Origin of the sequence: Aliiglaciecola sp. (assembly GCF_039982535.1) — a bacterium.
GTDB lineage: Bacteria > Pseudomonadota > Gammaproteobacteria > Enterobacterales > Alteromonadaceae > Aliiglaciecola.
The window spans coordinates 31,409-54,017 of the sequence record NZ_JBDWYG010000077.1 but is presented as its reverse complement, the minus strand read 5'-3'; the positions used below and the strand labels follow the sequence as shown (position 1 = coordinate 54,017).

Annotated in this window: 21 protein-coding genes; 10 read left to right on the top strand and 11 right to left on the bottom strand. The window is 42.7% G+C overall.

The genetic code is table 11. The features are described from left to right. The 5 genes from ABJV04_RS20910 to recG all read right to left on the bottom strand — a co-directional run. On the bottom strand, window positions 1–1,142 hold a 1,142-nt coding region (locus tag ABJV04_RS20910), incomplete at its 3' end, for an NAD(P)/FAD-dependent oxidoreductase (protein ID WP_348493671.1). A gap of 296 nt (window positions 1,143–1,438) precedes the next feature. Continuing rightward, on the bottom strand, window positions 1,439–2,611 hold the full coding sequence (locus ABJV04_RS20905) for a M14 family metallopeptidase (protein WP_348493669.1): 1,173 nt from the start codon (window positions 2,609–2,611) through the stop codon (window positions 1,439–1,441). Window positions 2,612–3,116: 505 nt separating this feature from the next. Continuing rightward, complete coding sequence (locus ABJV04_RS20900) at window positions 3,117–3,590, bottom strand: peroxiredoxin (protein ID WP_348493667.1); 474 nt, start codon at window positions 3,588–3,590, stop codon at window positions 3,117–3,119. Between the two features lie 18 nt (window positions 3,591–3,608). Beyond that, entirely contained in the window at window positions 3,609–4,373 is a 765-nt protein-coding gene (locus ABJV04_RS20895; protein ID WP_348493665.1) for a class I SAM-dependent methyltransferase, read from the bottom strand. After that, window positions 4,366–6,441, bottom strand: a complete 2,076-nt coding sequence (gene recG, locus ABJV04_RS20890; protein WP_348493663.1) for an ATP-dependent DNA helicase RecG — start codon at window positions 6,439–6,441, stop codon at window positions 4,366–4,368. Before recG ends, ABJV04_RS20895 begins: the two co-directional genes overlap by 8 nt. A gap of 293 nt (window positions 6,442–6,734) precedes the next feature. Here recG and ABJV04_RS20885 point away from each other — a divergent pair, with 293 nt between their 5' ends. Continuing rightward, window positions 6,735–8,057, top strand: coding sequence for a mechanosensitive ion channel domain-containing protein (locus tag ABJV04_RS20885; protein ID WP_348493661.1), 1,323 nt, complete (start codon window positions 6,735–6,737; stop codon window positions 8,055–8,057). An 82-nt stretch (window positions 8,058–8,139) separates the two neighbouring features. On the opposite strand, the gene ABJV04_RS20880 is transcribed toward ABJV04_RS20885, so the two are convergent. From ABJV04_RS20880 to gmk, 6 genes are all read right to left on the bottom strand, one after another. Continuing rightward, entirely contained in the window at window positions 8,140–8,769 is a 630-nt protein-coding gene (locus ABJV04_RS20880) for a peroxiredoxin-like family protein (protein ID WP_348493660.1), read from the bottom strand. Window positions 8,770–9,169: 400 nt separating this feature from the next. Further along, a complete protein-coding gene (trmH, locus tag ABJV04_RS20875; RefSeq protein ID WP_348493673.1) occupies window positions 9,170–9,856 on the bottom strand; it encodes a tRNA (guanosine(18)-2'-O)-methyltransferase TrmH in 687 nt (228 codons plus the stop codon). A gap of 48 nt (window positions 9,857–9,904) precedes the next feature. Beyond that, window positions 9,905–10,291: a RidA family protein gene (locus tag ABJV04_RS20870; RefSeq protein ID WP_348493659.1), complete on the bottom strand. Its 387-nt coding sequence runs from the start codon at window positions 10,289–10,291 to the stop codon at window positions 9,905–9,907. 11 nt (window positions 10,292–10,302) lie between these two features. Next, complete coding sequence (gene spoT, locus ABJV04_RS20865; RefSeq protein WP_348493658.1) at window positions 10,303–12,420, bottom strand: bifunctional GTP diphosphokinase/guanosine-3',5'-bis pyrophosphate 3'-pyrophosphohydrolase; 2,118 nt, start codon at window positions 12,418–12,420, stop codon at window positions 10,303–10,305. 107 nt (window positions 12,421–12,527) lie between these two features. Further along, window positions 12,528–12,797 carry a DNA-directed RNA polymerase subunit omega gene (gene rpoZ / locus ABJV04_RS20860; protein ID WP_348493657.1) on the bottom strand — a complete coding sequence of 90 codons (270 nt, stop codon included), beginning with the start codon at window positions 12,795–12,797 and terminating at the stop codon, window positions 12,528–12,530. 106 nt (window positions 12,798–12,903) lie between these two features. Next, complete coding sequence (gene gmk, locus ABJV04_RS20855) at window positions 12,904–13,548, bottom strand: guanylate kinase (protein WP_348493656.1); 645 nt, start codon at window positions 13,546–13,548, stop codon at window positions 12,904–12,906. An 80-nt stretch (window positions 13,549–13,628) separates the two neighbouring features. On the opposite strand from gmk, the gene cyaY reads away from it, so the two are divergent. From cyaY to ABJV04_RS20810, 9 genes are all read left to right on the top strand, one after another. Further along, window positions 13,629–13,943: an iron donor protein CyaY gene (cyaY, locus tag ABJV04_RS20850; protein WP_348493654.1), complete on the top strand. Its 315-nt coding sequence runs from the start codon at window positions 13,629–13,631 to the stop codon at window positions 13,941–13,943. A 23-nt stretch (window positions 13,944–13,966) separates the two neighbouring features. Next, entirely contained in the window at window positions 13,967–14,638 is a 672-nt protein-coding gene (locus tag ABJV04_RS20845) for an alpha/beta hydrolase-fold protein (protein WP_348493652.1), read from the top strand. Window positions 14,639–15,136: 498 nt separating this feature from the next. Next, on the top strand, window positions 15,137–16,618 hold the full coding sequence (locus ABJV04_RS20840) for a DASS family sodium-coupled anion symporter (protein WP_348493650.1): 1,482 nt from the start codon (window positions 15,137–15,139) through the stop codon (window positions 16,616–16,618). A 216-nt stretch (window positions 16,619–16,834) separates the two neighbouring features. Then, window positions 16,835–17,281, top strand: a complete 447-nt coding sequence (locus ABJV04_RS20835) for a YHS domain-containing (seleno)protein (protein ID WP_348493649.1) — start codon at window positions 16,835–16,837, stop codon at window positions 17,279–17,281. Window positions 17,282–17,398: 117 nt separating this feature from the next. Then, window positions 17,399–18,325, top strand: coding sequence for a hydroxymethylbilane synthase (hemC, locus tag ABJV04_RS20830; RefSeq protein ID WP_348493647.1), 927 nt, complete (start codon window positions 17,399–17,401; stop codon window positions 18,323–18,325). Between the two features lie 5 nt (window positions 18,326–18,330). Next, a complete protein-coding gene (locus ABJV04_RS20825) occupies window positions 18,331–19,065 on the top strand; it encodes a uroporphyrinogen-III synthase (RefSeq protein ID WP_348493645.1) in 735 nt (244 codons plus the stop codon). Window position 19,066: 1 nt separating this feature from the next. Next, complete coding sequence (locus tag ABJV04_RS20820) at window positions 19,067–20,308, top strand: uroporphyrinogen-III C-methyltransferase (RefSeq protein ID WP_348493643.1); 1,242 nt, start codon at window positions 19,067–19,069, stop codon at window positions 20,306–20,308. Then, the gene (locus ABJV04_RS20815; RefSeq protein ID WP_348493641.1) at window positions 20,305–21,477 is read left to right on the top strand and encodes a heme biosynthesis HemY N-terminal domain-containing protein; all 1,173 of its coding nucleotides are present in this window, start codon (window positions 20,305–20,307) and stop codon (window positions 21,475–21,477) included. Before ABJV04_RS20820 ends, ABJV04_RS20815 begins: the two co-directional genes overlap by 4 nt. A gap of 228 nt (window positions 21,478–21,705) precedes the next feature. Continuing rightward, window positions 21,706–22,290, top strand: coding sequence for a TetR/AcrR family transcriptional regulator (locus tag ABJV04_RS20810; RefSeq protein WP_348493640.1), 585 nt, complete (start codon window positions 21,706–21,708; stop codon window positions 22,288–22,290). Window positions 22,291–22,609 lie beyond the last annotated feature (319 nt).

Here is a 22,609-nt window from a genome sequence, read left to right as displayed (position 1 = left end):
CATTGGAAGTTGTAGCCCCCTAGCCAACCGGTAACATCGACTACCTCGCCGATAAAAAATAGGCCATCCACGTCATTTGCCATCATGGTTTTTGAGGAAAGTTGGTTGGTATCAACTCCACCTAAGGTTACCTCGGCAGTTCGATATCCTTCAGTACCATTGGGTTTTAATTGCCATTGATGAAAGGCGCTGGAAACCTGCTCAAGTTGCTTACCTTGGAATTGTTTAAGGGGTTTATTTTCTAGCCCTAAATAAGGCAATGCCGTCTGTACATAACGTTTGGGAAAGTGTTTCGATAATGCTGTCGCTAACAAACTATCTGGCGATTGTTGCTGAGCTTGTTGCAATTCGTTGAGTAAGTCGCCATTGGGAAAGACGTCAAATTCAACCTCTTGGCCTGGATGCCAAAAAGATGAGATTTGTAACACCGCGGGGCCACTTAAGCCTCGGTGAGTAAATAAAATATTTTCGTTAAAGCTGGTGTTGTTGCAGCTTGCTCGCGCATCTAAGGAGATGCCGCTTAGCTCGGCTAATACGGTTTTATCTTGTTCATGCAGGGTGAAAGGAACCAATCCAGCTCGAGTTGGTTTTACCCTTAACCCAAACTGCTCAGCGATTTTAAAACCAAAAGGTGACGCGCCTAATTTGGGCATAGATAAGCCGCCGGTGGCAACCACCAGTGATTCACAGCGATATTCACCTTTGCTGGTTTGCAAAATGAAACCATCGGACGTTTTATCGATATCAATAATTTCACATTGATTAGTCACCCCCGCCCCTGCCTTGTCGCATTCTTGCAGCAACATATTGAGGATATCTTTGGCCGATTCATCACAAAATAATTGCCCGAGGGTTTTCTCGTGATAGGGAATGCCATATTCAGCCACCAAACCAATAAAGTCCCACTGGGTGTAACGACTTAGAGCTGACTTACAATAATGAGGGTTATCAGAGAGAAAGTTCTCAGGAGCAGCGTACATATTTGTGAAATTACAGCGCCCACCGCCTGACATCAGTATTTTGCCACCAATACGTTTAGCGTGATCCAGCACTTGCACTTTTCGGCCACGTTTAGCGGCTTCAGCGGCACAAAATAATCCGGCAGCACCCGCGCCTATGACAATGACATCAAGTTGTTTCAATTTTTACTCTGTTTTTGTGTATGTTGGAATTTGAGCGCTTGCAAATACCCGCCTCAATTGTAGAGGGGATTATATATTGTCAACGAAGCTGTAGCACGGGATTTATCCCGTGTTCGAAAACATCAAGGCGAGGAACCTGTAGCACGGCCCTTAGGCCGTGTTCGAAAACATCGAGGCCTAGGAACCTGTAGCACGGCCTTTAGGCCGTGTTCGAAAGCATCGAGGTCGAGGAACCTTTAGCACGGCCTTTAGGCCGTGGAATAATCACTACCAAATACAGCGGCTGAAGCGCCCTGCTACAGAGGAGAAGCTTTTACCTGTTTATTCTCAATATAAAAGGCTTCGGGCGGCGTTGCATTGAGGGTTTGGATTAAGGTTTTTGCAGCATGTTTAGCCACATAACGCGTTTTTTCGTCAGGTTCGTTATCACCTACTTCATAAGTTACGCCATGGACTTTATAAACATCAGCAAAAAACTGCTTAAACACTCCTCTGCCTGGCGAAGTCCCTGGCTTATCATTCACCTTAAACACCCCTGCGGTTTTTTCTTGTAAACTTGATAACCACGTCACTACCATTTCTGTTGGGGCGATCTTTTCATCCTGTGGAATGGTGTAGAAAACATTATTGTGTGTTGAATGGAAGTCCATACCCATCACAATTTTACCGCCGCCATTAGTTATAACGTCTAAATATTGTTTAACCGCCCTGGTTTCTGGTTGAGAAAATACATTCCAATCGCGATTCAGGTCTTTATGACCCAGACTATGACGCCAATGACCTTCTGCAACTCCATCGGGATTTATATTCGGCACCACTAGTACGTTAAATCGAGATAAAAATTCACTTTTAGATGCAGTGTAAGCAAGAAACTCGTCTAAAAATGCGAACATGGCTACAGCACCGGTTACCTCAGGAGGATGTTGACGACCAAGTAATATCACCCACTCTTTGTTATCCGGTTTTTGTAACGTAAAAGCAGATAGAGTGCGACCTGCGGTGGACTTACCAATAGCAAAGGGCTCAAAGGCGTAAGTTTGCGCGGCTTTATCTAACCAGGCGTCGTAAGCCGAATTTGGTATGGGTCGCTGGGCAGCTACGTATAAAGGTTTGTTAGTGACGTCCAATGACAACGACATACTCATGTCATTTGTATCAAAGGCAATGGGCTGCCAAGACATTTGATCAGTACTCACTTTCGGTAAATATCTTGGTGCAAAGCCATCGAAAGTAAGTACCACATCAATTTTTTTAGCCGTTGTTGATTTTACGCTGAAATAATACCAAGGGCTTGGATTAATAGGTTTATCTTCGGGCAAGAACGTCAATACGTACTCGCCATTTTTATTCAATTCACAACTATCTAAACTGCCTGCCTCAAATTTGGCAGAAAAACTCACATCTTCAAACTCACACCCATAAGTGACAGGCGCTGCAAATGCCAACACAACCAATAAAAACCGGATCATTAGACCTCCAAAAAATTATCGCCCAGGTTGAATGAGCAATATTAGTTAAACATTATAGGTTAGGGAGCCTGTAGCAGGATCTTCAGCCCGTGGAGTGTACACCATACAACTTTCGCGGGGCTAAAGCACCCGCCTACAGATAGGATTTTTGCGTTGTCCCATACCCTTAGGTTATGGAATTTATCTTAACCAACTTTCGCGGGGCTAAAGCGCCCGCCTACAGATAGGGTTTTGCTCTAGTAGCATGGCCTTTAGGCCATGGGTTAAACCAAGGATTTAAACCATACAACTCTCGCGGGGCTAAAGCACCCGCCTACAGATAGGATTTTGCTCTTGTAGCATGGCCTTTAGGCCATGGGTTTAAGCCAAGGATTTAAACCATACAACTTTCGCGGGGCTAAAGCGCCCGCCTACAGATAGGATTTTGCTTTGTAGCATGGCCTTTAGGCCATGGATTAAACCAAGGATTTAAACCATACAACTTTTGCGGGGCTAAAGCGCCCGCCTACAGTGCATTTAACATGGTTTCGGCATCGCTAACTTCGAAGGTACCTGGCTCTTCTTTATTGAATATTTTAACTACGCCATTATCGACTAACATGCTGTATCGGCATGATCGCACACCGCCGAAATTACCTGTGTCGATATTCATCCCGATTGCGCTGGTAAAACTACCGTCGCCATCCGCCAACATTAATATATCGTCGGCATTTTGTTGTTTTCCCCAAGTGTCCATCACAAAAGCATCGTTTACCGATAAACATATTATCGTGTCTACACCTTTTGCTTTTATTTTGTCGCTTAATGCCACGTAACCAGGTAAGTGGGCTTGCGAGCATGTTGGTGTGAATGCACCAGGAACGGCAAACATTACTACTTTTTTATCTTCAAAAAGATCGCTGGTAGTAAATGTTTTCATTTTACCGTCTACTCTTGCGGTAGTTTCGGCTTCTGGCAACTGACTTCCAATGCTAATCATAGCGTTCTCCAATTAATTTTAAATATGGGTAAAATAGACATCAAACCGAAGCTTTTTACCTTTGATGGACATATTTGGTTCATTTTCTTGTAAATAAGGCGCAGATTCTGGCCTTTTTACCACAACTCGCTGTTTCGCGAGGCCTAATGCAGGTCCCAGTAAATCATCTGCATCTTCATCGGCCCCTAGTAACGCTTGAAACAAACGCATTTCTTTCTTCACCAACGCTGATTTCTTGCGATGGGGAAACATAGGATCTAAATACACCACATCGGGTTGTATTCCTTGCCAATTTGCTAACAAATTGACGGCTGAATCATGAAAAAGTGCCATTCGTTGAGGCAACCAATCGCCTAAAAGTGAATGCCCTTCAGCACGATGCAATCCATCACTCAGTAACGCTGCAACCTCTTTAGATCGCTCTATCATATCAACATGGCAGCCAAAGCTAGCGAGTATAAATGCATCTCGCCCTAAACCTGCGGTGGCGTCTAACACATGAGGAAACACATTGCCTTTTATTCCCACAGCCTTAGCTATGGACTCTTTGCGAACGCTGGTTTGCTGTCGCCTAAAAGTCAAAATATCCGAGGCAAAATCCACATAAACAGCACCTAATTTAGGCTCATCTAATTGTTTAAGGGCTAAATAGTCTTGATCTAGCACTAACGCTAAGCCGTTCGTTTGCTGATTATCAATTTCCATTCCCCACTTTGTTTGCCAAGCTCGGGCTTGTTCCTGCAACAATGGATTGTCCGGTTCAGATAATAATAGCTTAAGCATGGCCATAACGCTCTTTATGTCCTAACCATCGATTAATGATGGCTTGAGATTTTGACGGATAGTGTTGCCACATATGATCAGCAATATTTTGTACCTCGGGTATGAGCTCAGCATCACGAATTAAATCGGCGATTCGTAAATCTGCTAATCCCGTTTGTTTGGTTCCCAGTAGCTCTCCTGGTCCGCGAATTTCGAGATCTTTTTGAGCGATATAAAATCCGTCATGGGACTCACGCAGGACACTTAAGCGTTTACTGGCAGTTTTCGATAGCGGGCTTTGATACATCAACACACAATGACTTTCCACCGAGCCTCGACCCACTCGTCCACGCAATTGGTGTAATTGAGCCAATCCAAGACGCTCTGGGTTTTCAATAATCATCAAGCTGGCATTAGGCACATCCACTCCTACTTCAATTACCGTTGTAGCAACTAGTAAGTCTAATTCACCCTGCTTAAATTGCTCCATAATTTGCTGCTTTTCTTGGGATTTCAAACGACCATGCACCAAACCAACGTTTAATTCAGGCAACGCAGTGTTCAGCGCAATGGCTGTATCTTCGGCAGCCTGACACTGCAACACTTCTGATTCATCAATAAGGGTACATACCCAATAGGTTTGTCGTTTTTGATTAACGGCTGCATTACGCACCCTTTCTATCACCTCGCCTCTGCGAGTATCCGGCAACACGACTGTGGTGATGGGAGTGCGGCCTGGAGGTAACTCATCAATTACAGAGGTATCAAGATCAGCGTAAGCGGTCATAGCTAACGTTCGAGGAATAGGCGTTGCTGTCATTATTAATTGATGGGGAAATGCACCTTGTTGCTCGCCTTTTTCCCTTAGCGCCAAACGTTGATGTACTCCAAACCTGTGCTGCTCATCAACAATCACTAAGGCTAATTTATGGTATTCCACGGCTTCCTGAAACACCGCATGAGTACCTACTAACATATCAATCTGACCACTTTTCAATTCGCCTAAAACCGATTCTCTAGCTTTACCTTTTAACTTACCCGCCAACCAACCGATTCGAATATTCAAAGGTGAGAGCCAGCCGCTAAAGTTGTTAGCATGTTGTTCTGCCAAAAGTTCAGTTGGGGCCATCATCACCACTTGAAAACCTGCGCCTATAGCAGATAAAGCAGCCATTGCGGCCACTAGGGTTTTACCCGAGCCCACATCGCCTTGCACTAAACGCATCATAGGAGCATCTTGTTGCATATCATGTTGAATCTCAGCCACCACTCGTGATTGAGCATTAGTAGGAGAAAACGGTAAGCTTTCTAAAAATTGGCCAAGCAATTGGGTGGAAACAGGTATTGAGAAAGTATGTTGGCGCTTACTTTGTTGACGCACCTTTAGCACACTTAAGTGGTGAGCTAGCAATTCTTCAATAATTAATCGCTGTTGCGCGGGATGTTTACCTTCTTCTAGCAACGTTAACGCAACATCAGGTGGGGGACGATGAACTAAGGTTAGGGCATCAACAAGGCTGATTTGGGCTGCATAAAGATTATCAGGCAATAGTTCAGCTAGGCCACCCTGTTTTAATTTCGTTAAGGCTTGTTCACTCAAGTTACGTAAGGTGAGTTGTTTAACTCCCTCTGTGGTTGGATAAACTGGCGTAAGGGACTCTTCCAATTCGCTAACTGACTCGTCCCGTTTTACACGATACTCTGGGTGCATCATCTCAAGACCAAACTTACCCGCACGCACCTCGCCAAATGCCCGAATGGTAGTGCCTTTTTCTAAGCTATTTTTTTGTGCCGCTGAAAAATGGAAAAAACGTAGGGTTAGACTGCCGGTATTGTCACTAACACGCACTACCAACATACGTTTGCGTCCGAACTGCACCTCGCATGACATGACTTCAGCTTCAATACTGGTATGCAAAAAAGGCTGCAAATCACCGATGGGATAAATGCGCGTGCGGTCTTCGTAACGAAGGGGCAAGTGGAATAACATGTCCTGAATGGTAACTAACCCAATTTTTTCGAGCTTTTCAGCGACTTTACTGCCTACACCTTTTAACTCGGTTAATTTTGTTATTGCCAGAGATTGCATCTGAGCCTTTTTAATTCAGAACCACACAACCTGTTATTCTGCCTTACAGTGAGCAGAATACAACTATTCTGAAAGCTAAAAATTCAAAACCTCGTTAATCAGCCTTTAATAGACACAGCAATGAGCGAGTTTGCCTGCAATAAAAGCCGTTTTCTCTGGGTTTAAACTGAATGGTTTACATCGTCTACAATTAATTGAATCGAAGACTAAAATTCTGTTTCAAACTGAATCACCTATACGGATTGAAGTTATTCATTCATAGTGAGCCTAGAAAACAGAAAATGTGAGTGTTTATGAACTTGGAAACCTTTTCCATCCGCGCTGAAGAACTGTGGCAATTTGTAATTGCTGGCTTAACCGACACCAATACTTATGCTCAAGTGACGATAGTCGTTTTAGTCTATTTATTGGCTTTCTGGTTGGCAGGAAAAATTCGAAATACCGTAGGTCTCACCCACCATGAGCCTGACCCAAGCGCCCACCCAATGCGTAAACTAGCCTATCGAGTTGGCTATTTGGTATACCCGTTAATTGCCTTAGTGGTTTTAAAGGTGATCATTGAAACCAGCGCAAATAGCGGATTTCCCACTTGGTTTTTAGATACCGCATTAACCATTGCCGTTTTACTGTTTTATTATTCTATGATCAGAGTTTTAGTTGTGAACCCCGTCGCTGCAAAGCTCTTTAAATGGGTTGGTATACCAATTCTACTGTTGCATTTAATAGGCTCACTAGACGCAGTGATTATGGCTCTTGAAGATATTTCACTAACCTTAGGTAACGTCAACATTACAGCTTATGGCGTAGTCCGAGTGCTCATTTTTGGTGCGGTGCTTTTTTGGTTAGGACGTGCTTCCAATAGTTTTGGCAAAGACATTATTCGCAAACAAGAGTCTATCGATATTCGAACCAGAGAAGTCTTTTCGAAACTCTTTGAAGTAGCCTTATTTTGTATAATTGCCCTATTACTGTTGAATGTAATGGGGATAAATCTTACAGCGCTTGCCGTATTTGGTGGGGCTGTTGGGGTTGGATTAGGTTTAGGGCTTCAATCCATCGCCTCAAATTTTATCTCTGGCATTATTATTTTATTGGATCGCTCGTTAACCGTTGGCGATTTTGTGGAAATGGATGACGGTAGCAAAGGTTTTGTGCGTGAATTTAGAATGCGTTACACGGTACTAGAAACCTATGATGGTAAAGACATTCTAGTACCCAATGAAAAGTTTATATCCAACTTAATCGTTAATTGGACCCACAAAGATCCTAAACAGCGCTACAGAGTGGACTTTTCCGTACCCTACGCCACTGACATTCGCGCCATGGTAGAGTTAATTAAAGAGGCCGTGGCGGAACACCCCTCTGTGATAAGTGGTATGGATGTGCCATTTGAAGAGCGTCCTGATTGCGAAATTGATAGTTTTGGCGACTCTGGCGTGAATATGTTTGTAGAGTTTTGGATGGAAGGTATTGATGATGGTAAAAACCGTGTGGGCGGGGATTTGATGTTGATTATCTTTGAAACACTGCGAGAAAACGGTATTGAGATCCCCTTCCCTCAACGTGAAGTGCGAATTCTTAACGACGAGTTGCTAAAAGGCAAAACCACTACTTAAAAAACAGAGTCGAAATCAATCAAATGATTTCGACTCACTATTTTCTCAACGCTAATTCCGCGTGAAATTTGGTAGTAAGTATTTACAAACTCAACTTAGCGGCTTGTAAAAGCAGTTCAGCCGAAGGTCTTACTCTGAAATTTGGATTAACATAGTTAAATTTGATTAAGCCAGTTTTGTCAGTAATAAACACCGAAGGTGCAGGCAATACCGCACGGTCGCTGCTACTCTCTGCAGTTAATTCAATATTCTTTTTAGCTTTATAATTTTCTTTTGTTTTATTCGGGACGTAAAACCCGATGCCAAAGCCTTTAATGGCTTGCAGGCTCTCGTCAGATAATAGTTGAACTGCAAATTCAGTTTCGAGCTTTTGTTCTTGTAAGCGTGTTGGTGATTCTGGCGAAATAGCTAGAATTTGATAACCCATTTCAAGTAAAGGCTGTTCGATATCTTTCAATTCTGCCAACTGACGACTGCAATAGGGGCACCAACCACCGCGATAAAATAGAATGATAGTGGGTTGTTGCATCACCATAGCTTGAAGGCTTACCGGCGCTCCCCCCGCGGTGCGCAAGGTTACACTGGGGATCGTTTGCCCATTTAATAAAGGCGTAACATCTTCTGGAGATTCAGCAATAACCGTGCGATCCAACGCAAACAGTTGTACCGAAACAAGCATAAGAAAAACGCCAATAAAGTGAAAGGGTCGCATAGTAGTGTTCCTTTGAAAGTTAATAACAAAAACAACAATGTAGCATGGGCTTTAGCCCATGGGAAAGGAACATATGGCGCTTTTGTAGCCTGGCCTTCAGGCCATGGATTAAGATAATGGAAAGAATAGCCATCCCGCAAAGATGTAGTACGGCCTTTAGGCCGTGGATGTATCGAATTACAAATTTCAACCGCGGGGCTAAAGCACCCGCCTACAGGTTGCGCTTTTGTAGCACGGGCTTTAGCCCGTGGAAAAGGAACAGATGGCGCTTTTGTAGCATGGCCTTTAGGCCATGGATTAAGATAATGGAAAGAATAGCCATCCCGCAAAGATGTAGCACGGCCTTTAGGCCGTGGACATAGCGAATTACAAATTTCAATCGCGGGGCTAAAGCACCCGCCTACAGGGTTTTGAATTGTAGCGCTTGCCACCAATCGTCGTCGGCGACTATGCTGCCTTGTTCGTCGATATGTGGGTATGGCAGGTTTTTTTCGTCACAAAGTCTGCGGAAGTCGGGGTAACCTCGTTCGAACAGCATTTTCTGACAATCCGATTCCTCAAGATGCTGGGAATCATACATACCTGCAATTTGTCGTTGCCGCTGGGCTTCGTATAAAACAAGGGCTGCAGCAACACTAACATTGAGGGATTGCACCATTCCAACCATCGGGATCACGATTTCTTGATCAGCTAATTCAATGGCTTGTTGCGTAGCGCCGTACTTTTCTTGGCCTAAAATTATCGCAGTTGGCTTAGTATAATCGACATCTCGAAAATCCACGGCTTCATCTGATAAATGGGTCACAAGTACCTGCATATCTTGGCTTTTCAAATGACTAACCGCATCGCCGATACTCTGATGGTTCTCCATGTACACCCAATTCTGGCTGCCCATGGCGGTGCCACCGCGTAACTCTTTGGTTTCATCATCCCACACAGCATGAACTCGATGAATACCTACGGCATCACAACTTCTGACTACAGCGGAAACATTATGGGGTTTATGCACTTGCTCTAAACAAACGGTTAAGCTTGTTTGTCGCTTGCGTAACACATCCCTAATTTTTTGATAACGTTCTGGTGACACTGACACTAAAAAAACCTCTAACTAAAAACTACGTTTTCTAACGCAATATCACTCAGGCAATTCCATTACACCGTCAATTTCGATTTGTGAGCCTTTAGGTAACTCTTTTACACCGATAGCTGCTCTTGCAGGATATGGCTGCTTAAAGTATTGGCTCATCACTTCATTAACGGTGGCGAAGTTGGATAAATCCGTCAAAAATATATTCACTTTAACTAGATCATTGGTAGTGCCACCAGCAGCTTCACAAACAGCAGTAACATTGTCGAAAACCTGAATAGCTTGGGTTTTAAAATCGTTCGAAACCATTTCCATAGTTTCTGGAACCAAAGGTATTTGGCCTGATAAATATACGGTTGTACCCGATTTCACTGCTTGGCTATAAGTACCAATAGCTTGCGGGGCCCGGTCAGTGTGGATTACGGACTTTGACATAATGTTTTACCTTAATTGTGTCGAATTTTACTATGACGAGAGACTTTTTGTACTTCCGGCATGGAGCGAATTTTGCGCATTATCTTCGCCAGATGTACGCGATTTTTGGTGGTTAACTCAATATCAATGTAATAAACATTGCTTTCTTTTTCTTCGGTTTGTAAGCCAATTATATTGGAATCACAAGAAGCTACGGCATTGGTTAACGTGGCTAATGTGCCTTGGTGATTAATAAGTTCTATTCGAACTGAAGCTTTAAACTCACCTTGAGCTTCATTATCCCAATGCATTGGCAATACACGTTGTGGTTCTTCTTTGCTTAACTTACGAATATTGCTACAACCAACCTGATGAATAACCATGCCTCGCCCTGGGCTTAGAATGGCAATAATTTCATCATCTGGAATGGGGTAACAACATTTAGGATAAGTAACTAATAGACCTTCAGTACCTCGGATAGCAACATTGCGACCTTTTTCCGGTAGTACTTCAGACTCACCCAACAAACGTCGAGCAACAATCGCGCTAAGCTCGTTTCCTAAACCTATTTCTGATAGCAATTCGTCAAAAGAATTATGCTTAGTTTCCGCCACAACACGATCTCGGTCTTGTTGAGGAATATCGTCTAATCTTCTAGCCCCTAAAGCGTGGCGCAATAAACGATTCCCCATGCTAATCGCTTCTTCAGACTGCTGGCGTTTAAGGTATTGGCGAATATTTGCACGAGCTCGGGCACTAACCACAAAATTAAGCCAGTTAGCGTTGGGTTTCGCCCTTGGAGAGGTAATAATTTCCACTAATTGACCGTTTTGCAGTGGCTTGTTCAGGGAATAATTTCGTCGTTCAACCCGCACACCTACACAAGAATTTCCCACATCAGTATGCACTGCGTAGGCAAAATCCACAGGCGTAGCGCCCATAGGCAATTCAACAATGCGTCCATCTGGCGTAAAAACATATATTTCGTCAGGGAACAAATCGGTCTTAACGTTTTCAATAAATTCGAAGGATGAGCTGGCACTTTGCTGCAACTCTAATAAAGACTGCATCCACTTACGCGCTCGAACTTGCGCCGTAGTGCCCTGCTGAGTTTCACCATCGTCTTTATAAATCCAATGGGCTGCCACACCTTTATCAGCCATCTGATCCATTTCATTGGTTCGAATTTGAATCTCCACGGGAATACCATGGGGTCCAATTAGAGAGGTGTGTAATGACTGATAACCATTAGTGCGAGGGATGGCTACATAATCTTTAAAGCGTCCTTCAATGGGTTTATATAACCCATGCATTGCGCCTAACCCACGATAACAATTATCCACAGAGTTGACGATAACTCGAAACGCATAAATATCCATGACTTCGTTGAACAACAGTTCTTTGTTCTTCATTTTTTTATAAATGGAATACAAATGTTTTTCACGGCCAACTACTTGAGCTTCAAGACCATTGGCTTGTAAGCGGGTTTCGACTTCATGGCGGGTATTTTCGATAATTTCTTTGCGATTACCCCGAGCTTGCTTAACTGCCGCCGATAAGGCTCTGTGACGCATGGGATACATCGCCTGAAAACCTAAGTCTTCTAATTCATTTTTTATATCGTGGATACCAAGACGGTGGGCGATGGGAGCATAAATTTCGAGGGTTTCTCTGGCTATTCTGCGACGTTTGTCCGGTCGTAAAGAACCCAAAGTGCGCATATTATGTGTTCGGTCAGCAAGTTTAATCAGGATGACACGAATATCCTGCACCATAGCCATCATCATTTTACGGAAATTTTCGGCTTGGGCTTCTTGTTTGGTACTAAACTGGATTTTATCTAGTTTAGATACACCTTCGACCAAATCACCAACAGTTTCACCAAATGCTTCCACCAAATCTTCTTTGGAGTAGTGCGTGTCTTCAATAACATCGTGTAACAATGCCGATTTGATGGTTTCTTCATCTAGGTGCATGTCGGCAAGAATCCCTGCCACCGCAACAGGATGGGTAATGTAAGGATCACCGCTGGAACGCATCTGTCCGTCGTGTGCATCTTTGGCTAAAACGAAGGCAGCCTCAATCCCCTCAACGGCGTTTTGAGGTAGGTAATCACTTAGTTTGTTTTTAAGGCCTTCGAATAAATACACTTAACACATGCTTTTAGTTAACTTTGCAGTTAAGAATACGAGGATTTTGCTAGATTGTCAGCCAATAAGTTCATCCTGAACTCAAAGAGTTCAGGATTGGCTTAATTTTACTCAGACAGGATGTTAGCAACTGATGAAAACTCAGCTTCATCGTGCTCTTGTTGATCACGAATTGCTTCAGCTGCAATTGTTGATGCATCAACAAAACCTTCTTCAATTTCACGAAGAGAGATTACTGTGGGTTTGTCATTTCCCATAGGAACATGAGCTTCTTTGCCTTCAATAGCAATCTGACGTGCGCGCTTAGCAGCAACTAATACTAAATCAAAACGATTGCCAATTTTATCTACGGCATCTTCTACTGTTACACGAGCCATATATTTCTCCGAGGTGGTCGATATGTCTAAAGGTGTTCAAAAAAAGGTCGAGTAGTTTACGTTTTTATCGGCCTAAAGGAAAGATCTTTCACGATCATTCGGCGGTTTATTTTCCAAGTAAATTGGCAAATAAACCCGCATGACGGATAACCTGCTTCTCTTTTCTAAGTCTGCGAGCGCTTACTATCGAGTCTAACTCATTTAAAGCCGACTCAAAATCATCGTTTACCACGATAAAGTCAAATTCGTGATAATGAGAAATTTCTGACTCAGCTTCTTTCATTCGTTGTTGGATCACTTCATCTGAGTCTTGGTTTCGTTGGGTTAACCGACGAAAAAGTTCATCACGAGAAGGCGGTGCAACAAAAATAGTCGCAGTGTCAGGGATTTGTGCTTTCACCTGACGCGCGCCTTGCCAATCAATATCCAAGAAGATATCAGTGCCTAGCTTAAGGGTTTTTTCTATTACCACACGTGACGTGCCGTAATAATTACCGAATACCTCTGCCCATTCGAAAAAAACCTGTTGTTTAATGTTTTCTTCGAATTCCTCTCTGGAAACGAAATGATAGTGTTGCCCATCGACCTCTCCCGGCCTAGGTGCGCGAGTAGTATGAGAAACAGAGACCTGCATTTTGTTACTGTGCATGGTCGACTCACTATGCCTTTCAATTAACGCATTAATGAGACTAGATTTACCGGCTCCTGAGGGAGCGGCCAAAATAAATAAGTTACCGGGTGCTTTTGCCATAAATTTTTATAAAATAACTGTCGCGAATTTTCAGCAATGTTAACATATTCTGACTTATTACCTAACTAGCGAATCACGAAATGAATGACAGCCAGTATCACCAACTTGTAGATGACATGTTTATCCAATTGGAAGAAGCGTTAGACGCATGCGAAGTGGATATCGATTATGAATCGGCAGAAGGGATATTAACCCTAGAATTTTTAAACAGAACCAAGATCATTTTAAATAAACAAGCGCCTTTGCACCAACTATGGGTAGCCACTAAATATAATGGCCACCACTTCAACTTTGAAGATGGTGTGTGGATTGACGAGCGCACCGGTGTTGAGTTTTGGTCATTTATTGATGAAGCAGCCACCAAACAAGCAGAACAAACCGTAAAATTATCTTAAAAAAGATCAAAGGAAGCAGCTAAATGAGTGAGCAGTTATTGCCCTACGTAGAAGTGAATCCCAAAAAGCCACACGATGCAGTTGTAATTTGGATGCACGGTTTAGGAGATTCAGGTAATGGTTTTGCGCCAATTGTGCCTGAACTGAAGTTGCCTGAAAGTATGGCGGTTCGTTTTGTTTTTCCCCACGCTCCCGTTAGACCCGTAACCATTAACAATGGCATGCCAATGCGCGCATGGTACGACATTAAAACCATGGATTTTAATAATCGCGCCGATGTAGATGGTGTTTTGGACTCCGCCGCTAAAGTTGCAAAATTAATTGAAGCGGAAAAAGCCAAAGGCATACCAGCTGAACGCATAGTATTAGCCGGGTTTTCACAAGGCGGCGTAATCGCCCTTCATTTAGGCACTCGCTACCCAGAAAAACTAGCTGGGATTATGGCACTTTCAACTTATATGTCAGAACCAGATAAGTTTGCTAACGAAGTTCATAACTCTAACAAAAATACGCCGATACTTTGTGCTCATGGGCAACAAGATGAAGTGGTTCCGATGTTTTTAGGACATGGAGCCTTTAAGGTACTCGAAGATCTTGGTTATCCTGTAAAGTGGAAAGAGTATGCAATGCAACACAACGTTTGCCCACAGGAAATTAAAGACGTATCTCAGTGGTTACAGGAGCGTTTGGGCTAATCCCAAGATGTTGTTAAACAAAACTTACACTTGTCAGCGGTTAAATATCGCGCTATATGTACAAAAAGAAGGTTGGTTTAAGCAGAACCCAAATACAGAATTTAAATAGGTTAATAAAAATACACATTAGATGTAGTTAAATCTAAGCCTACTGCGATAAATTGGCGGTAGGCAATTCCAAGATTGATTGCAGCGTCTAGCAAGCCGCGTTGACCTAGGAGGTTGGTATCCCAAAAGGAATATCAACTTCAACCAAGCTTACCTCCACCTTCTTCAATACCTTTATCCATAAAAAAATAGAAATTTGGCTTCGCCCTAGTGTGCGTAATTTATCGGCTAAAAGAGCACCGTTGGCGGACAGAAACTTTGGAATATTTTCCAATGCCCTCAGTGATTGCTGATCTAGTTTTTACGTAAACTATGAAACAAAGCTTTAAAATTCGTTCTACAAGTGGACACCTTGCCCGCTTTCAACCATATCGATGTTAAGGCAGTAATATGAGTAATAGCTTACCGGATACAACCGAACAGCACCGTGGTCGATACCAAAAGATTGGCCTGCTTGCCGGACCGGCATTATTCGCGCTAATGATGCTTTTAGGAGTGGATCAAACCACGATGGATCCCACTGCATGGCGCGTTGCCGCTGTGGGAATTTGGATGGCAACTTGGTGGGCCACTGAGGCTGTACCCGTACCCGTTACCGCATTTTTACCCATAATTACTTTCCCTGTTCTTGGTATTAGTTCTTTAGCCGATGCCACATCCGATTATGCTAACCCGATTATTTATTTGTTTATGGGCGCATTTATTTTAGCTCTGGCAGTAGAACGTTGGGAGCTGCACAAACGTATTGCTTTAGTAATTTTGTCTTATACCGGCACCGATGCAAATCACCTCATTGGCGGTTTTATGATAGTCGCCGCGTTGTTATCTATGTGGATGACAAATACGTCGACCACTATGATGTTAATGCCTATTGCTTTATCAGTTACCCACGTTATTGCTGAACACAATCCCCAGTTAAGTAAACAACAAACCAAATCTTTTCAAGTTGCCATGTTATTGGGGTTGGCCTATGCCGCTACCATTGGCGGTCTTGCCACTTTGGTAGGTACACCACCTAACGCATTGTTAGCTGCGTTTCTAAATGAAAATTACGATATTAAACTCACATTCGCCAGTTGGATGGCGTTAGGCGTGCCAGTCACCCTGATTATGTTGCCATTAGCTTGGTGGTCGTTAACACGCTGGAGTTTTCATATTGATATCCCTAAAAACCCCGAGGTACAAGATCATCTAACCGAATTACGACAGAATCTTGGCCCGATGACGAAAGCCGAAAAGCGAGTTGCCATTGTATTCGCTTTGGTGGTGATGCTGTGGATTGTTAGACGCCCTCTATCAGCGCTACTTGGCATTGATTTTTTATCCGACACTGGCATTGTAATGTCAGCCGCCTTACTTTTATTTTTATTGCCAAGTGGCAACAAAACTCAGCCACAAATCATGATTTGGGAAGATGTAAGTAGATTACCTTGGGGTGTCCTCATTTTATTTGGCGGCGGATTAAGCTTAGCCGCAGCTGTCTCTTCCTCCGGACTTGCCAGTTGGTTAGGTACCAGTTTGATGCCATTGGGTGCATTAGGTGTTTTTACCCTTGTTATTGCTGCCACAGCATTGGTCATATTTCTCACTGAGCTCACCAGTAATGTTGCCACAGCGGCCACTTTTTTACCTGTTGTTGCAGCGGTTGCTTTAGAACTTGGCGTGTCGCCGTTGCTGCTATGTATTCCTATTACTCTAGCGGCAAGTTGCGCCTTTATGTTGCCCGTGGCAACACCTCCCAATGCCATTGTATTTGCTTCCGGTGTAATCACCATTCCACAAATGGTTAGAGCTGGGGTGATGCTTAATATTGCTGGCTTAGTGTTGTTGAGCGCGGTATCTATATGGTTAGCACCGTTAATATTCTTATAAAGTGAATGGTAGTAGGTGATTACTTACTAGCCCAAGCTCGAATCAAATCTAATTTGGGTTAGTGAATATTTTTGCAATTTCATGAAAGGCTTTTTGTCATCGAATTCCCCAATACCGATTCACAAATTCACGCTGTGATAAAATTGTGATGAAATTTTTAATCTGCTTCTCCGGTATTGTTAGTAACCTTAATATACTTTTTGAATCGGATTGAACATGAACTATTTGAAAGCTTTAATATTTACCGTAGCAACTCTCTTTTTTACCACAGCCAATGCATCTGACCCCATTGAAACGGGCTTTTTTAATAACCACGCAATTTATGGTTATGACACTGTTGCCTACTTCACTCAAAATAAAGCGGTAAAAGGTAATAAACAAATCACCTACGATTGGCGGGGCGCCCAATGGCACTTTTCTACAGAAGAACACAAAGCGATGTTCGTTGCTAACCCAGAGAAATTTGCGCCCCAATATGGTGGTTATTGTGCTTATGCAATGGCCGATGGTAATTTAGTTGGAATAGATGAAGAGGCATTTACCATAGTAAATAACAAACTTTATCTTAATTACAGTATTAGCGTGATGGAAAAATGGCTCGAAAACAGAGACGAGTACATTCGAAAAGCTGACGCACAATACCCTTTAGTGGTGGATTTTTAGACTTTTTCCATTGCGATTGATGTAGATCAGCTTGGTTATCAGCTTTTTTACAACTCTGCTGTACCAATCCGCTCAGCAAAACCTTAAAATGGAATCAAAAGGTTAACCGGATTGTTTATGACTCGCTCAGTAATTAAAATTGCTACCCGAAAAAGCGCCCTTGCTCTTTGGCAGGCAGAATTTGTTAAAGCTGAATTAGAAAAAGCGCACCCTCACATTGCCGTTGAGTTGGTTCCAATGACAACTAAGGGTGATGTGATCCTCGATACCCCCCTTGCTAAGGTCGGCGGTAAAGGATTGTTCATCAAAGAATTGGAAGTGGCTATGCAAAAAGGCGAAGCCGATATTGCCGTGCATTCCATGAAAGATGTCCCTGTAGAGTTTCCCGATGGTTTTGGCCTGCACGCCATTTGCCAACGGGAAAATCCATTGGATGCTTTTGTGTCTAATGATTACGAAGATATTGTTTCCCTGCCCAAAGGCGCAATTGTTGGCACCTCAAGTTTACGTCGCCAAGTGCAAATCAAAGCCTATCGTCCAGATATTCAAATAAAAGATCTCCGTGGTAACGTCAATACGCGTTTAGCAAAGCTTGATGATGGCCAATACGATGCCATTATTTTAGCGTCTGCTGGTTTAATTCGTTTAGATATGGCCGACCGTATTCGTCAAGAAATTAGTAGCAGAGTATCATTACCCGCTGTTGGTCAAGGTGCCGTTGGGATTGAGTGTCGCACGGATGATGCAGAACTAGTTGCGTTGTTACAACCCTTGAATCATCCGCAAACTGCAGTTCGAGTAATTGCCGAACGTGCACTAAACGCTAAGTTGCAAGGAGGCTGTCAGGTTCCCATCGGTAGTTTCTGTGAAATCGTCGACAATCAACTACACTTGCGTGGTTTGGTAGGTTCGATTTCAGGTAAGCAAATTATTATGGCAGATCAATATGGTGATATTGCTGAACCAGAACAATTAGGAATAGCTGTGGCTGAAAAGCTGCTTGAACAAGGTGCGCAAGCATATTTAGCTGAAGCATACGTCTAACGTTAATGTCTATTTTATTACTACGGCCAAAGGAAAAATTCGAAAAAAGCACAAGGTATATGCAGCGCCATGGCATTAACGCCATAGGTGTGGGACTGATTGAAATAGTCATCAACCACCACACTTTGCAGCAATTTTCGAATTCGATATTGGCCTTAGATAACGAGCAAACTCGCTTTACTAAGTGTATATTTGTTAGTACGCACGCAGCTGAAATTGTGATTAATGGTGTGCCAAATTGGCCGTCAGAACTTGAGGTTTTTGCGGTGGGTCCAAGTACTGGCCAATGTTTAAACCAGTTGAGCGAACAAGTTGTTGTACCTGATATGGCGAGTTCCGAGGGCTTGTTATCACTACCACAATTGCAAGATTTATCGAATCAGCGAATATTTTTGTTAAAAGGCGTGGGTGGCCGTAAAATATTACCCACTGAACTGCAAAATCGAGGGGCAGTGGTAGAACATATTAATCTTTATAATCGTTTGCCCTGTATAGATTATTCGCAAACAGAAGAATGGCAGCCACAAGACATTCAATGTATTGTGGCCACAAGTGGCGAAATTATCCAGGCAGCATGGGACAAGTTTGACCAAAAATGGTTAAAATCTATACCTTGGATCATGGTTAGTCAGCGTCTAGCCGATTATGCAGCTAAACTTGGCATACAGCAGGTATATCTGAGTGCTGGTGCAAGAGATGAGCAACTCAAAGACGCAATCAATCAATTTTTGGAGCGCTAGAATGACGGAAAAAGACAAACTCACCGCACTCGAAGAGGAAATGAAAGCCTTAGAGATCGAGAACGCATCCTACGTCGAAGATAAAGAGCCCCCTAAGGCCAAAACTAAATCCGACAAGAAACCTGCAGTGAAAGCGCAGAGCAAGGTTGATAGCAAACCAGCTCCTAAAGCCGAACAACCGCCATATACGCCCAAGCCCAAAAGCACTCCCCAAAAGGAACAACCTGCCAAGGGGAAAGCCAAAACTGGCTTCTTATGGTTTATCACACTAATTAACTTACTTTGTTTATTGGCTATTGCCGCAGCCGGATACTGGTTTTGGCAGCAGTGGAATAATACTCTCAATTCCGAAAATGCGGCTTTGACAGAACAAAGTGACAGCATTTCAGAGCAAGGGCGCACTATTGATCAATTAAGCAGACAGTTGATTGAACAACAAAGAACACTTTCTGCGTCCATTGATAAACAAAATGAATTAACCAATCAAGCTTTAACCCAGGCACAATCGAATAGCAGAAACCTAGCTGAAGTGTCTGGTCGTCGCCCCGCAGATTGGCTTTTAGCAGAAGCGGACTATTTAGTACGAATGGCTGGCCGCAAACTGTGGTTGGAAAATGACGTTCGTACAGCAGTAGCTATGCTGCAGGCAGCCGATAGTCGGTTACAAGACTTGGCAGACCCATCCCTATTGCCTGTACGACAATTTATTGCCAGCGATATTCAAAACCTGCAACAGATCAATCAGGTTTCATTAACTTCAATCGCTTTATCGTTATCTGGCATGGTACAGCAAGTTGATAATCTACCCCTGTCGTTACCGGAAGTAGAAGTTAAAGGTTTTGAACCAGAAGAGCTCACTGGAATGGCTAGAGTTTGGGCATATATTGAAAGTAACTTTAAATATCAAGCCAATGAAGGCCCAGTTGAGCCACTGTTATCGCAACAACAACAATGGTTAGCCAAAGAACAATTGCGTTTTGCATTAATGCAAGCACAAACGGCCATCATGAAAGAACAAGACACGCTGTTTAAACAAAGCTTACAACGAGCCATAGGTTTAATTGTGCAGCACTATGATCTTGAAACCACCGAAGTAGCGGGAATGGTAGACGCTCTGCGTAATTTGGAACAAACCGAAGTAGCGCGTAAATATCCTCAACAACTCGATGCGGCAAAACCACTACAAGACATATTAGAAGACCGAATGAGTAACGCATTCTCAAACGGGAAGTTTGAACTATGAAAAAAATCATTCTGCTGTTAATTATTATTGGGCTGATTATTGTAGGTTTGTATGCTGGCCCTAGTTTAATCAATTACCAAGGCTATTTTTTGATAGCCCTTGAAAGCGGTACTTACCAAGTCTCCATTTTTGGTTTTGTGGTTTTAGTGGTGACTCTATTTTTTGCCACTTGGTTAACCATCATTGTGATTAAAAAACTCATAGATATTTTAGCTGGGTCTCAAGACTGGTTATTTGGTTTTAGTAGCAGACGCAAACAAAAGGCTTTCACCAATGGTTTAATCTTCCTAGCTGAGGGTAACTATTTGGATGCGAAAAAATCCTTAAAAAAAATCCGCAGTGAAGATTTCGATGGGATCAATTTGTTAGCCTTAGCTGAGGCAGAGGCACAACTAAACAACAAATCTGAAGCCCGTGACCTATGGTTTGAAGCAGCCGAAAAGGACAAAACCAAATTAGCTGCAAATCTGTGCCTGATCCGTGATTTGGTATTGGAAAATCAAGGTGAGCAAGCACTCACATACATAAATGATGCACCAGAGAAGGTGCAAAAAGATCCCAATATCATCAAATTGTGGGCCCGTGCTCTTGAGCAGACCGGCCGCTTTACAGTGCTAAAAGAACATGTGAAAAAATGGAAAAAGCCACTTGGTGAAGAATACGATTATTGGTTATTGAAAGCATCTAAAGGTGAGTATGCTGAGATTGCCAGTAAAGAAGGTGCCATCAAATTGAAAGAAAAATGGCAGTCTTTGCCCCGGGGTGTCCGCAAAGAATCCGGTCAGGTTGCTGCATATGCTCAGCAATTAATTGACCAAGAAATGTATGAAGAGGCACAAACCATTTTAGTGAATAGCCAAAAAAGTGGCCCAGTTCCTGTTCTCTATAATATGTATCGTCAGCTTAAAAATACCCAAACTAATGGCGCAGTAAAGCAGTTAGAGGGTTGGCTTAAGAAAGACGATTCGAATGTTGATTTGCTCTCTACACTTGGGCAACTTGCGTATAACTCTGACGATTTTATGCTTGCCGAAAAAGCCCTTTCTAAGGCCATTAAGCTTGCAAATGAGCGTCGAGATGTGCTGCTTTTAGCGCAAATCAAAGAAGCTCAAAAAGACAATATTCACGCCTTAGAACTATACAAACAGACCGTTTTAAGCGCTGATTAAGGGCGCCAAAAAAGCGTCTTATTAATTTTTATAGCAATCACTACAATAATCAACTTTAAACCCCTTGAAGATTATTGTAGTGATGATTACTTTAAATTCTAAACTACCCATCACTTGATTGTTCGACATTTATAAAACCCCCTCCTTATTTATCTTGAAAGCCTTGTAAAATAGTTTTTTGTAGCGTTTAATACAATTAATTCACCTAGCAATTATATGAATTTTGTAATGAATGATACAAATACCTTTACGACACGAGGCAGACCGAGAAAACTTGATACAGCGGCAGGTCTTAAAAAAGCCCTGACGCTATTTCAAAAGTACGGTTTTGAAAATGTTTCAGTGGCAGAACTCAGCGCCACATTAAATGCCACTGCCACTTCAATATACGCCACATATGGGAACAAAGAGGCACTTTTTCTAAAGGCACTCGAGTTATACAAAACGCAATTTTTAGCCAGCCTTGAAAAAGTACTAACGGAATCTCAAAATCCAAGCGAGATGTTTAGAAATAGTCTAGAAATGTGTCTCGAATTTTACCTAAATGAGAATCACAGAAGCGGCTGTCTAATTTTGCAAGGCCACCTATTTTGTCGCAACAAAACGCTGCTTGATGAAATCAGCAAACTACAAAATGAATTGCAAACCAGATTAAAAGATCGCTTACAAAAATTAGGTTCAGAAAGTCCAGAAGAACTGGCCGATGTTTTAATCACTCTCATGGGTGGCATCGCCCTTTCGGTAAAATCCGAATCCGACGAAGACAAACTTTATACCACCCTCGAATTTTTCTGTACCGCGTTTGAGTGTTAAAAGTTTTGAAAATAAAGTGACTACTTCAAAAGTTAATTCCCGTTACCTTGCTAGTTTTTTGTGGGAGCTAACAAGTAAAATTACCAGCAAAGACTAAATGAGCAGATTCATTTAGTAAGTAAGTGATTACTACAACATCTTTTGCACAAAAAAACAACTTATCCACTAAAACCAACTAAAAACATCTAGCATCCGCCGGATAATTAAAAATAACAGTGGAAAATTCCTAGGTTTTCATTAAGATCACGCCTGCTTCCAGCGCACCCGTAGCTCAGCTGGATAGAGCGCTGCCCTCCGGAGGCAGAGGTCATAGGGTAAA